The organism is Curtobacterium sp. PhB25 (assembly GCF_004365375.1).
Lineage (GTDB): Bacteria > Actinomycetota > Actinomycetes > Actinomycetales > Microbacteriaceae > Curtobacterium.
The window spans coordinates 213,270-225,885 of the sequence record NZ_SODR01000008.1 but is presented as its reverse complement, the minus strand read 5'-3'; the positions used below and the strand labels follow the sequence as shown (position 1 = coordinate 225,885).

11 protein-coding genes are annotated in these 12,616 nt (G+C 71.2%); 5 read left to right on the top strand and 6 right to left on the bottom strand.

Annotated elements, in window-relative coordinates; genetic code table 11:
* The first annotated feature begins 155 nt into the window (after positions 1–155).
* A complete protein-coding gene (locus tag EDF51_RS16050) occupies positions 156–1,685 on the top strand; it encodes a threonine/serine exporter family protein (protein WP_123937295.1) in 1,530 nt (509 codons plus the stop codon).
* Between the two features lie 37 nt (positions 1,686–1,722).
* On the opposite strand, the gene EDF51_RS16045 is transcribed toward EDF51_RS16050, so the two are convergent.
* Positions 1,723–2,406 carry a TetR/AcrR family transcriptional regulator gene (locus EDF51_RS16045; protein WP_131881101.1) on the bottom strand — a complete coding sequence of 228 codons (684 nt, stop codon included), beginning with the start codon at positions 2,404–2,406 and terminating at the stop codon, positions 1,723–1,725.
* 179 nt (positions 2,407–2,585) lie between these two features.
* Here EDF51_RS16045 and EDF51_RS16040 point away from each other — a divergent pair, with 179 nt between their 5' ends.
* Entirely contained in the window at positions 2,586–2,903 is a 318-nt protein-coding gene (locus tag EDF51_RS16040) for a hypothetical protein (protein ID WP_123937293.1), read from the top strand.
* Between the two features lie 110 nt (positions 2,904–3,013).
* On the opposite strand, the gene EDF51_RS16035 is transcribed toward EDF51_RS16040, so the two are convergent.
* Positions 3,014–3,940 carry an SDR family oxidoreductase gene (locus EDF51_RS16035; protein ID WP_131881094.1) on the bottom strand — a complete coding sequence of 309 codons (927 nt, stop codon included), beginning with the start codon at positions 3,938–3,940 and terminating at the stop codon, positions 3,014–3,016.
* 198 nt (positions 3,941–4,138) lie between these two features.
* Here EDF51_RS16035 and EDF51_RS16030 point away from each other — a divergent pair, with 198 nt between their 5' ends.
* The gene (locus tag EDF51_RS16030; protein ID WP_133938963.1) at positions 4,139–4,855 is read left to right on the top strand and encodes a hypothetical protein; all 717 of its coding nucleotides are present in this window, start codon (positions 4,139–4,141) and stop codon (positions 4,853–4,855) included.
* 1 nt (position 4,856) lies between these two features.
* Here the strand turns inward: EDF51_RS16030 and EDF51_RS16025 are convergent, their stop codons facing one another.
* The 3 genes from EDF51_RS16025 to EDF51_RS16015 all read right to left on the bottom strand — a co-directional run bounded on the left by EDF51_RS16025 (position 4,857) and on the right by EDF51_RS16015 (position 8,608).
* Positions 4,857–5,639, bottom strand: coding sequence for an endonuclease/exonuclease/phosphatase family protein (locus tag EDF51_RS16025; RefSeq protein ID WP_132099372.1), 783 nt, complete (start codon positions 5,637–5,639; stop codon positions 4,857–4,859).
* Positions 5,640–5,673: 34 nt separating this feature from the next.
* Positions 5,674–7,167 carry an LCP family protein gene (locus EDF51_RS16020; RefSeq protein WP_134195638.1) on the bottom strand — a complete coding sequence of 498 codons (1,494 nt, stop codon included), beginning with the start codon at positions 7,165–7,167 and terminating at the stop codon, positions 5,674–5,676.
* An 88-nt stretch (positions 7,168–7,255) separates the two neighbouring features.
* Positions 7,256–8,608 (bottom strand): MFS transporter, encoded by a 1,353-nt coding sequence (locus tag EDF51_RS16015; RefSeq protein WP_123294851.1) that lies wholly within the window; start codon positions 8,606–8,608, stop codon positions 7,256–7,258.
* Between the two features lie 108 nt (positions 8,609–8,716).
* Here EDF51_RS16015 and EDF51_RS16010 point away from each other — a divergent pair, with 108 nt between their 5' ends.
* Together EDF51_RS16010 and EDF51_RS16005 are read left to right on the top strand one after the other, a co-directional pair.
* Positions 8,717–10,963: an FAD-dependent oxidoreductase gene (locus EDF51_RS16010; RefSeq protein WP_134195636.1), complete on the top strand. Its 2,247-nt coding sequence runs from the start codon at positions 8,717–8,719 to the stop codon at positions 10,961–10,963.
* Positions 10,964–10,992: 29 nt separating this feature from the next.
* Positions 10,993–11,769 (top strand): IclR family transcriptional regulator, encoded by a 777-nt coding sequence (locus tag EDF51_RS16005; protein ID WP_123294849.1) that lies wholly within the window; start codon positions 10,993–10,995, stop codon positions 11,767–11,769.
* Positions 11,770–11,962: 193 nt separating this feature from the next.
* Here the strand turns inward: EDF51_RS16005 and EDF51_RS16000 are convergent, their stop codons facing one another.
* Complete coding sequence (locus tag EDF51_RS16000) at positions 11,963–12,613, bottom strand: GntR family transcriptional regulator (protein ID WP_123294620.1); 651 nt, start codon at positions 12,611–12,613, stop codon at positions 11,963–11,965.
* Positions 12,614–12,616 lie beyond the last annotated feature (3 nt).

Genomic DNA, 12,616 nt, shown 5'->3' with positions numbered 1-12,616 from the left:
CTGCGCACTCGTCAACGACGACGCGGTACCACCCACACGAACCATCCCCGGATCTCGAACCGACTAATCAGTCCAAGAACCGGGGACCAGTCCACTGGCACCGGGCCTCCCGTCCGCTCTGGTCGCGTCCAGATCGCGACTGGCACCATGGTCGGATGGCCGAGCAGCACTTCCCCGGCGAGCCCAAGCCGGGGCGCCCACACCGGCCACCCCGCCCCCGACGCCGCAGCCTGGCGCAGCACGACCTGCGCGACGCACGTGCCCGACTGCGCGGCACGATCTACGAGCACGTCGAACCCGACGCCAAGGGGCGCGACCAGTACACCGCCGCCCAGATCGTCGACTTCTGCCTCGACCTGGCCGAGGTGATGCTCGCCTCCGGCGCCGACACCCGCAGCGTCGAGACCGCCGTCGTCGCGGTGTCGACGAAGTGGAACCTGGCCCCGCTCGACCTCGACTTCTCCGGCAGCTCGGTGACGATCCAGTACGCGCCGGCCGACATCCCGCCGCTCGTGAAGGTCCGGACAGTGAGTTCCGACGGCTCCGACCTCGACCGACTCGCGCGCGCGAACCAGATCGTGGACGACCTGATCCACGACCAACGGGACATGACCTCGGGCGTGAGCGCCCTCGTGGCGGTGCTGCGGATGCCGCCGCGCTGGCCCACGTGGCTCGCCGACGTCGGGCTCTCGATCCTGGGGACCTCGATCGCGATGCAGGCCGGTGGCGGATGGCGAGCGGGCATCGGCGCCTTCGTGCTGATGTTCGGGATCATCCTGTCCGGGCGCTGGCTGACCGGTCGTGGCTACCCGCAGTTCTTCGTGTCCGGGGCGCAGGGAGCGGTCGCGTCGGTGATCGGCACCCTGGCCATCGGTGTCGGCGTCCTGCACCCGGCGGGTGCCGCCACGATGGTGGCGGCCCTGGTGGTGCTGCTCCTGCCGCACGTCTCACTCGTGACGTGGGCCCAGGACGCGATCTCCGGCTTCCGTGCGATGGCGGTCGCCCGGGCGTTCTACATCGGCTTGGTCATCGCCGCCATCGTCGTGGGGGTGCCCGCGGGGATCGCGATGACGAAGTGGCTGCACCTCGAGGTCGACCCGTCGGGCATCGTCACCCAGGCGCTGCCGTTGTGGGCGTCACTCTCGCTCACGGTGGTGTCGGCCGGGGCGAACTGCTTCGTGCAGCAGGCCAGTGCGCGGGTGATCCCCGTCGCCGTGGTGTTCTCGGTGGCGGCGGGGGCCTCGCTGTGGGGGCTGCGGCAGCTCGGCCTGCCGCTGCTCGGCGCGACGTTCCTGGCCGCGGTCCTGCTCGGCGTGCTGTCCACCTACGCAGCGGCGCGGATGCGGACCGCGGTCGCGGCGATCGCGGTGCCGGCGTTCTGCGGAGCGCTGCTGCCCGGTGTCGCCGTGTCGAACGCACTGCTCAACTTCATGTCGGGCTCGTCGAGTGCGGCCCTCGACTTCGTGGCCGCGGTCTCCGTGGCGCTCGGGATCGGCGCCGGGCTCGTGCTCGGCGGCCTGTTCGCGACACCTGGTGCGCGCCGTGCGCTCCGGCGGACCCGTCGGGTCGTCGTGCACTCGGTCCACAACGACACCACCGCGCTCCGGGTCATCCGCGACACCGGGTACGACCCCGGCGACGGCTCGGTGCCGCGCGGGTCACGGTCGGCTCCGGACGGACGCTGACGGTGCGGCGCTCCGGACGGGCGCTGCCGGTCCGGGCTCAGATGTCCCAGCTGCCGTCGTCGCCGTCGCTCCACGTCGCGTGCCGGCGGGCTGCCTGCGGCTCGTAGCGCTCCATCCAGCCGCGCTCGAGTCGGGCCACCGCACGGTCGAACGCCGGCACCAGGTCGAGGTCCGTGCGGAGCAGGGCCTGGAGCTGCAGGCCTTCGTACAGCGCGATGAGCTGTTCGGCTCCCCGCCGGGGTTCCATGGTGTGCGGGGCGCGGCCGACGGCGATGTCGTGTTCGAGGCCGCGCTTCACCTGGGCGTAGAAGAGCTGGTAGCGCGACCGCAGGTAGGTCGCCATCGGGTGCTCGGGGTTGCCCGCGACGGACAGCAGGGCGACGAGCAGACGCATGAGCGCGGGGTCCTCGGCGTTCGACGCGACGATCGCGCGCAGCAGCTCGACGGTCGAACCGTCGCCGACCTCGCGGGTGACCTCGTCCATCCGACCGCCGTTCCAGCGGTCGACGGCTGCGAGCACCAAGCCGTCCCAGGACGGGAAGTGCTGCTGGAGCTCCTCGACGGAGATGCCCATCCGCTCGGCCACGTGCACGGCGCGTGCTTCGTGGAAGGGGACGTCACGGAGCAGGTCGACGGTGGCCCCCACGATCGTGATCCGGAGGTGCAGGGTGGCCGCCGCGGCCGCTGCGGCCTGCGTGTCGGCGCTGGTGTTCTCGAGCATCGTGCCCTCCGTCGTTCCACGGACGTCCTGTCCGAGGTCTCCCCGAGTCCGGGGCACGTCCATCCAAACGCAGAACGGGGGACAACAGAATCCCCGGTACGGGTGTCAGCACATGGGGGGACACGGACACCGACACCACGCCCAGCGCGTTCGCACGGATCCGTGTGACGATGCCGGGCATGACCCCGAACGACCCCACCGCACAGGGACTCGCGACGATGGCCTCGGCCGGCTTCGAGTTCGGCGGCGACCCGGAGCAGGTCGCGCACGACGTCCGCGCGATGTGGGAACAGCTCGGGCGGCCCGCGGGCGCGTTCGGGGCGGCGGCTCAGGCGATCGCCGTGCTGCCCCAGCGCCCCGAGGTGCCGATCGCCGACCAGGCCCGCCGCCGCGCGTTCGAGCACGCGATCGGCATCAACCCGGTCGAGGTCGAGCTCGCGGCAGCACTGTCGGCGCGGGAACTCCTCGAGCGGATGGCGCGCGCGGTCACCTGCTGACGTCGCCACGGCCCGCAGACGGGACCACCCGGACGACGGGAGGCGCGGTACCCACCGGCACCGCGCCTCCCGTCAGCCCGTCGGCCCGCCGGCCCGTCCGCAGCGACGCGCTACGGCGTCGGCATCCCACCGTCGACGTGGAGCGTCTCGCCCACGACGTAGGACGACTCACCGCTCGCCAGGAACACGTAGGCCGGCGCGAGCTCGGCCGGCTGCCCCCAGCGGCCCAGGTAGGTCTGCTCGCCCGCGGACGGCAGCGCCTCGGGCGGCTGCCCGCCGGCCGGCTGCAGCGGCGTCCAGATCGGCCCCGGTGCGACGGCGTTGACGCGGATGCCCTTCGGCGCGAGCTGCGCAGCCAGGCCCTTCGCCAGGTTGTTCACGGTGGCCTTCGTGGCCGCGTAGTGCACCAGGTGCGGCGACGGCGCGTAGGCCTGGATCGACGTCGTGTTGATGATCGTCGAGCCCGGCTGCAGGTGCGGCACGGCGGCCTTCGTGATCCGGAAGGTCGCGTAGGCGTTCGTCTTGAAGGTCTCGTCGAACTCCTCGTCCGAGATGTCCTCGATCGAGGAGACGTTCTGCTGCTTGCCCGCGTTGTTCACCAGGATGTCGATCCCGCCGAGCTGCGCGACGGTGTCGGCGACGATCTGCTCGCAGACCGCGAGCGAGGTGATGTCGCCGGGCAGCGCGACGGCCTTGCGGCCGGCTGCCTCGATGAGCGCGACGATGCGGTCGGCGTCCTCCTGCTCCTCGGGCAGGTACGAGATCGCGACGTCGGCGCCCTCGCGTGCGTAGGCGATGGCGACCGCTGCGCCGATGCCGGAGTCGCCGCCGGTGACGAGGGCCTTGCGGCCCGTCAGCCGTCCGGAGCCGCGGTAGGTGTCCTCGCCGTGGTCGGCGGGGACGTTCTCCGCCATCTCGGCGTCGGTGCCGGCGCCCGCGAGGTACTGCTCGTCGGGCTTCTTGTCGGCGTACATCTTCGTCGGGTCCTGCATGGCGTATTGGTCGAGCCCTGCCTGGTCGTTCTGCTGGTCCGTCATGCCGCCGACGGTACGCAGGGCCGCACCACGGGCCGTCCAGGAGGCTGTCCCCCGGCGCGCGGTGCGGCCAGCGTCCGCCGGCCGCACCGCTCCAGGGCCGCAACTGCGTCTTCCTCGTTTGTCACGGTCCGGTGACGGCCAGGACCCGATTCGGTAACACCTGTCGTCCTGGACGGATCAGGGTCGTACCGTCGAACGGTGACCCCTCGGACCCTGCTGGCGCTCGGCGCTGCCGTGCTCGCCTTCTCGGCCGGTGCGCTGGCGCTCGACGGCACCACCGGGCTCGGTGCGGACTCCGCCGTGGCGGCGGAGACGTCGCACGACGCCGCGCCGGTGCACGTGTCCAACGCGAAGCTCCGGCGGGTCGACTCCATCGAGCTCGACGCCGAGTCCCTGGTGCTCCGCAACGGCGGGAAGACCGTCGTCGAGTCGTCGATGCGCGACTCCCGGTTGACCGTGAGCCTGCTCGACCGCCTGCTCGGCACCCCGTCGCGCACGCAGACCGCCGAGGGCGACGGCGGCGCGTGCTTCCCGGCCGGCACCACCTACACGTGGGGCGGCGCCATCCGGGTCGCGGCCCTGACCACCGATGCGCCGGCGGGCAACGCCGTCGAGGTCCGTGTGCTGCGCGACCAGGTCCGCAGCCGGCTCGGTGCACGGATCGAGCTGACCGGCCCCGGCGGCGTCCAGGTCGGCGACGACATCGCCGACGAGATCGCGGACGCCCCACGCTCCGAACGGGTGTCCTTCGGCTCGGACGACTTCCGCGCGTGGCAGTTGCTGCTGCGCGCAGGCTGGGGCTCCTCCGACGACCAGGACTCCTCCGGCACGAACGGCGTCTCGGCCCTGACGGACGACACCACGGTCACGGTGCTCGGCTCCCCGATGCCCGTGCACGCCCAGCGGAGCTGCTGACTCACACGCGGATCGTCGCGATCACCGGGAAGTGATCGCTCGCGAACCACGCCTCCGGCCCGTCGTGGTCGATGACGACCCTTTCGACGCCGGCGACCCCGCGGGTCAGCACCCAGTCGATGCGCTCCCCGGTGTCCACCGGCGGCTGCCAGTCGTTGAACGTCGCCGTCCGGTCCCCCGGGTCGCCCGCGAGCAGCCAGGTGTCGTCGAACCCGGCGTCGGCGAAGACCCGTGACGCGGTTCCGGCGCCGGCCGGCTCGTTGTAGTCCCCGGCGACGATGACCGGACCGGTCTCCCGCGCGAGCCGTTCGACGATGAGCGCCGCGCTCTTCCCGCGCACCTCGTCGCCGTGCTCGCCGAGTTCGTGGTCCAGGTGCGTGGTGAGCACCGTGACCGCCGGCCCGTCGGTGTCCAGGAACACGGCGTGGTTCGCGATGCGGGGGAACAGGCTGCCCCACGTGTTCGAGACCGGTTCGTCCGGGGTGTCCGACAGCCAGAACGACCCCTCGTCGGTCGGTCGGAACCGGTCGCGTCGGTAGAAGACCGCCGGGTGTTCCCCCGCGGTGCCGCCCTCACGCCCCTGTCCGACGTCGGCGTGGTCCGGCAGCCCGGCGCGCAGGTCGTCGAGCTGGTGCGCGAAGGCTTCCTGCACGCACACCAGGTCGGGGTCGTGCCGGCGGATGACGTCGAGGAGCACGGGGAGCCGGGCCGGCCAGTCGTGCTCCGGATCCGGGTTCTTGATGTTGTAGGTCATCAGGACGATCGGACGCGTTGCGCTGCTCACCCCTCGAACCTAGCGACCCGGTCCGGCCACGGCCTCAGTTGATGCAGGTGCCCTCGGTGCCGTAGTTGTGCACGTCGGTGGACTTCGGCGCGGGTTCCTTGGACGCCTGCTTGCTCGGCTTCGACCCGGAACCGGTGCTCGCGGGCTTCGACGCGGTCGCGCTCGGCTCGCTGGCGGCCTTCGCGGTCTTGCCGTCGGTGCCGAGCACGAGCGTGACCCCGGTGACCGCGCTGGTGCGGACGGCGACGGCACCGGGCACCGCTGCCGCGATCGCCTTCGCCTGGGACTCCTGGCCGGCGGGGTACTGCACCTGCGTGGCCTTGGTGGTGTCCGAGGACCCGGCCGGTGCGACCTGGAACCCGCGGCTCGTCAGGACCTGCCCTGCTGCGGTCGCGGCACCCTCGACGCCGCTGCCGTTCAGCACGGTGACCGAGGTGTTGGCCGGCTGGGCGCGACCGGCCTTGGCGTAGGCCTCCGGTTCGCCGACCAGGCCCTGCACGAAGGCGGGCAGCCCGACGGTGTCGACCTCGACGATGGACAGCGCCGAACCGTTCACGTAGATGGTCGGCGTGCCGAGGGTCGGGATCGTGGCCGACTGGATGTTCGCGGGGCGCAGGTTCCGCATCTGCGAGGCGAGGTCGATCAGGTTGGTGTCGGTCTGGATCGATCCACCGACGGCCTTGAGGATGTTGCCCATCTTGACCGGGTTCAGCAGCGTGCCGGCGGAGGTGACCTTCCGGGCCTCCTGCGACAGGAAGTACTGCTGGCGGACGTTGCGGTCCAGGTCGCCGTTCGGCAGGCCGTGGCGCTGCCGCACGAAGGACAGCGCCTCCTTCGCGTTCAGCGAGGACTTGCCGGCCGGCAGGTCGACGCCGGAGTACGGGTCGTTGGTCGCCTGGTTCAGGCAGACCTCGACCGGGCCGAGCTCCTTGACCACCTGGTAGAAGCCGAGCAGCGAGACGCGCACGTAGTGGTCGATCTGCAGGCCACTCAGGTTCTCGATGGTCTTGATGAGCATCTTCGCACCACCGGTGTCGCCGCCACCGTTGAGCGTGCCGTAGTAGAAGGCGCTGTTGAGCTTGCCCTTGCCCACGTCCGGGATGTCGACGTACGAGTCACGGGGGAACGAGATCATCGTCGCCTGCGTGCCGTCGGCGTTGATGTGCAGGACGATCATCGTGTCGGTGTTCGTCGCACCGCCGTCCGACGTCGTGCTGAGTTCCGCCATCTGCTCGGGGGTGGCGTTGTCCGGCCGGTGGTCGTCGCCGACGAGCAGGATGTTCTGCGCCTTGCCGTCGACGTCGTCCTTCGTGTCCTTCTTGCCGGTGATCGCGTTGACGATCGTGACCCCGCCGGACAGCTGGTTGTACGCGTACGCCGCGTAGCCACCGCTCAGCAGGACGGCCATGGTGAGCACACCCGCGATCGCCGGGAACACCACACCCGCTCGTCGCTTCTGGCGCCCGTGGCGCGGCGTCACGGCACCGCGGCGCGCGGGCTCCGTCGTCTGCTCGGGTTCGTTGCTCACCGGGAAACCATAACCGGAGCGCGCGCAGGGGACATGGAATCCGCCTGGAAGGTCACTCCACAGCCCCTGCGACCGGCCCGCGCTCGACTCACTCGGCGACGAGTCCCTGCTTGTTCGTCTCGCGCGCACGGAGCACCGTCACACCGGTGATCGCGGCGGCGGCCATCACGTAGAAGGCCGGCGCGAACGTGTTGCCCGTCGCGCTGATCAACCACGTGGCGAAGTACGGGGTGATGCCACCGAAGAGCGCCACGCTGATGTTGTAGGCGATGCCCATCGACCCGTAGCGGATGGCGGTCGGGAACAGTTCGGCCATCGCGGCGCTCACCGCCCCGTCGAACGCCGCCATGAACAGCCCGAGCAGCACCATCGCGGCTGCGGCGGCCCAGAAGTTGCCGGCGTCCATGAGCATGAGCGTCGGGTAGGTCAGCACCAGGAACCCCGCGCACCCGGCGAGCATCACGGGCTTCCGGCCGATCTTGTCCGACAGCAGGCCGAAGAACGGGACGAGGCCGGCGATCACCAGGAAGCCGATGACGACGACCCCGTACGAGACGAGCGGCGAGTACCCGAGGTCCGCCTGCAGGTACGAGGGCATGAAGGTCTGCAGGATCCAGTGGCCGACGGCCTTGAGGACGACGAACCCGACGCAGAAGAGCAGGGCCTTCCACCCGGTGCGGAGCGAGCGGCGGAGGGGGTTCTTCGCGAGTTCCCCCTTCGCCTTGAGCGCGCGGAACTCCGGGGTGTCCTCGAGCTTCGTGCGCAGGTACAACCCGACCAGGCCGAGCGGCACCGCGACGAGGAACAGGACACGCCACCCCCACGACTCGAGGGCTCCGTCCCCGGCGATCGCCGTGAACAGGAAGACCAGGCCACCACCGACGATGAACGCCGCGAAGCCGAAGACGTCGATGAAGCTCGTCACGAAGCCGCGCCGGTTCGACGGGGCGTACTCGGCCAGGAGCGTCGTCGCCCCGGCACCCTCGCCACCGGCGGCGAAGCCCTGCACCAGCCGCACCACGACGAGCAGGATCGGCGCGAGCATCCCGACGCTCTGGTACGTCGGCAGGATCCCCATCACGGCGGTCGCGCCGCTCGTGATCAGGATGACCGTGGCCAGTGTGGTCTTCCGGCCGACCCGGTCACCGAGCGACCCCCAGAACAGCCCACCGAGCGGACGCATCACGAAGCCGGCACCGAACACGGCGAAGGCCGACAGCAGTGCGACCTGCGGGTCGCCCTGCTTGAAGAAGTACAGCGAGATGACGGTCGCCAACGTGCCGTAGAGGCCGAAGTCGAACCACTCGACGAAGTGTCCGACGCCCGCGGCGACGATCACCTTCCGCATGCCCTGGCGGCGTGCGTCGTCGCCCAGGGCCACCTGGACGTCGGGGGCGGTGGCGGCATCGACGCTGGGTTGCGTCCGGGTTCCGTCGCTCATGGGTAGGCCTCACACTTCGTTGTCGAGAATTCGTTGACGATAGCACTCGCCGGGCACACATTGCCACACAGTGGGAAAGACACGCCACCGAGTGATACCGTTCCGACCATGCAATCCCGTGAACAGCACCACGACGTCGTGGTCGTCGGCGGCGGTCTCGCCGGTGTCAGCGCGGCCGTCGCCGCAGCCCGCCTCGGCTCGAACGTCGCCCTCGTCACCAACCGGCCGGTCCTCGGCGGCAACGCCTCCAGCGAGATCCGGGTGTGGGTGGTCGGCGCGACGGCGCACGGCACGCAGCGGTTCGCCCGCGAGACCGGGATCATGGGCGAGCTCTTCCTCGAGAACCAGTACCGGAACCCGCAGGGCAACGCGGTCTACTGGGACCAGGTCGTGCTGGACCTGGTCCGGGCCGAGCCGAACGTGCACCTGCACCTCAACACCGACGTGCGGACGGTGCAGACGACGGACGACGACAGCGGCGCACCACGCATCACCGCCGTCACGGGGTGGACCATGGGGTCCGAGATCGAGACGACGTTCACCGCACCGGTGTTCCTCGACTGCACGGGCGACGGCCTCGTCGGGGCCCTCGCCGGCGCCGAGTACCGCATCGGGCGCGAGGGCCGCGACGAGCACGGAGAGGAGTGGGCGCCGGAAACGGCCGACGACGAACTGCTCGGCAGTTCGATCTTCTTCTCGACGCACGACACCGGCCGGTACGACCGGTTCGTCCCCCCGTCGATCGCCGTCGACCTGTCCACGACGCCGATCCTGGCGAACCGGGCGATCCGGACCGGCGACAACGGCTGCAACTACTGGTGGATCGAGTGGGGCGGCGAACTCGACACCGTCGCCGAGAACGAACGCATCCGCGACGAGCTCTGGGGCGTCGTCTACGGCATCTGGGACCACATCAAGAACTCGGGGGCGTTCGACGCGGACACCCTGACGCTCGACTGGGTGGGCGCGATCCCCGGCAAGCGCGAGTACCGCCGGTTCGTCGGCGACCACACCCTGACGCAGCAGGACCTGCTCGAGCAGCGCTCGTTCCCCGACACGGTGGCGTTCGGCGGCTGGTCGATCGACCTGCACCCCGTCGAGGGCGTCTACGCCGAGACCGCCGGCGCCCAGCAGCGGTACACCGACGGCACCTACGACATCCCGTTCGGGTCGCTGTACTCGGCGAACGTGTCGAACCTGCTGTTCGCCGGCCGCGACATCTCCGCGTCGCACGTCGCGTTCGGGTCCACCCGGGTGATGGCCACCTGCGCGGCCCAGGGGCAGGCAGCCGGCACCGCCGCGCACCTGGTCGCCCGGCACGGCACGACGCCACGGTCCCTCGGCACCGAGCAGATCGCCCTGCTGCAGCAGACCCTGCTGCGCGAGGACGCACCGGTCATCGGGGTCCGCGCCGACGACCCCGCCGACCTGGCCCGCACCGCCCGCATCACCGCGAGCAGCGAGCTGACCACGATCGACACGACGCCGTTCGCGACCGCCGACCGCTTCGACCTGGACCGCGACGTCGCGATCCTCCTGCCCGCCGACCCCGCGCTCGGCGAGTTCCGGCTCCGCACCGAGGCGGACGACGACACCGACCTCACCATCGAGCTCTGGACCACCGGCAAGCCCCAGAACTACGCCCCGATCGACCACGTCCGCACGCACTCCGCACACGTCGCCGCCGGACCGGGCGAAGCAGTGGTCGACCTGGACTTCCACCCGGACGCACCGTGCAACGCGGTCGTCGTGGTCCGTCGGCAGCCCGGCGTCCGACTGGTCCTGACCGACGGCCACCCCTACGGCGTGATGGCCCTGCGCGCCCGCGCCGCCGACGACGAGCAGTTCGACGACCACATCCCCGAGGAGTCCGGACAGCCTGTGACGGACTGGGAGGCGCGCGCCCTGCGCGGACACGCGTTCGCGTTCACCGCAGCGGGCGAGACGGACGCGTGGCGGGCCTCCCGGGTCAGCGACGGCCACCAGCGCCCGTTCGGCGGACCGCACATGTGGTCGTCCGACGCGGGTGCCGGCGCAGCCGTGCTTTCGCTCGACTGGGCGGAGCCCGTCGACGTCCGCCAGGTGCGCATCGTCTGGAACGACGACGTCGACGCCGACCTCATCAACCTGCACCACCACCGCACCCCCTGGGACGCCGTGCCCACACTCGCCCGCGACTACCGGATCGAGGCGTGCGTCGACGGGACCTGGCGGACGCTCGCCGCGGTCGACGCGAACCGACACCGCCATCGCATCCACGACGTCGATCCGGTGCGCACGGCCGCCCTGCGGGTCGTCGTCACCGCCACGAACGGGTCCCCGTTCGTCACCGCGAGCGCCGTGAAGGTCTCCTGACGGCCGCCGGGACGGGCCAGAATGAGGGGATGGCGACCACCCCTCCGAACCAGAGCATCGAGCGAGCCGCAGCGGTCCTCGGTGCGCTCGGCGCGTCCGACGGCGCGGTGCGCGCCTCCGACATCGCGCGGGCGATCGGGCTGGGGACCTCGACCACCGGGCGGCTCCTGGCGACGCTCGAGTCGCTCGAGTACGTCCGACGCGACCCGGAGACCCAGGCGTACTCGGTCGGTCGGGCCGTGCTCGAGCTCGCCAGCCAGGGGCTCAACCACAACCCGGTGCACCGCGAGAGCCGCTCGGCGGCGCAGGAACTCGCGCACCGCGTCGGGCTGACCGCCAACGTCGGCGTGCAGGACGCCGCGTCGTGCATCTACCTCTGCCACTTCGAGGGGTCGCTCGCGCCGAAGTCGCACACGATGATCGGGATGCGGCAGCCGATGCACGCGTCCGCACTCGGCAAGGCGCTGATGCTCGACCTGTCGCCGGACGAACGGCGCTCGCTGCTCGGGGACGACCTGGCCCGGTACACCGACCACACGATCACGACGCACGACGCCCTGACGGCCGATCTCGCCGCCTCGGCGAAGCGCGGCTGGTGCGAGGAGAACCAGGAGCTGGCGCTCGGCCGGTTCTGCATCGCGGCACCGATCCGCAACGCCTCGGGACGGATCGCAGCGGCGCTGTCGATCTCGGGGCGCCTGACGCAGCTGCGCGACCGCGACCTGGACTCCCTCGCCGAGGACCTCATCGAGGTCGCCGACCGCATCAGCGTCGGCCTCGGGATGATCAGCGCCGTCGCGCACTGACGCGGGCGTCGCGGCCCGCGGCTCGCTGCCCGCCGCCCGCCGGGATTCCCGCGAAAGCGACAGTCTGCCGCGGAATGTTCGCGGACATCTGTCGCTTTCGCGCCCGAGACGCGCGTGACGGCGGACGGGAGGCCCGTGGCGGGATCGCCACGGGCCTCCTGTCCGTCTCCTGGTCGCGCTGGGCGACGGGGCGCTACGCGCGCGACGGCAGCAGGTGGATGGCCTCCATCGCGAGCTCTGCCGCGATCGGGTCCTTCGCCAGGACGGCAGCCTTGAGCTTGTCGAGCTCGGGCAGGATCACCGCGGCCGGGATCAGCTCAGCGAGCTCCGGGACCCGGAGCTTGAAGGACAGCCCGTCGGTGGTCGACCGGCAGAGCTGCACGAGCGACGGGTTGCCGCAGGCGTCCGCCCACTGCGAGTAGATGTCGGCGCCGTTGCGGGCGACCTGGTCCTGCTCGTCGGCGCCGACCCGCGCGATGACGTCGTCGAGCATCTTCACGATCTTCTTGCGCTGCGGCTCGGTGAAGTTGGGCACCGCGAGGCGCACGACGCCCCCGTAGATGACGCCGAGCGTGCGGTAGGCGTCGAGGAGCTCGTCCTTCGTCGGGGCCGCCACGCGGGTGTAGCGGTTCGGTGCCATCTCGATCAGGCCGGCGCGGGCGAGTTCCGCCAGTGCCTCGCGGATCGGGGTGCGGGAGACCCCGAGCCACGCGATCAGATCGTCGTCGTTGAGCCGTTCGCCGGGCTCCAGCGTGCCGTCCATGATCGCGTCGCGGATCTTGTCCTGCACGGTGTCACGGAGGAGCTTGCGCTCGGCGGCGGGCTGCGTCGAAGGAACTGGCATGCA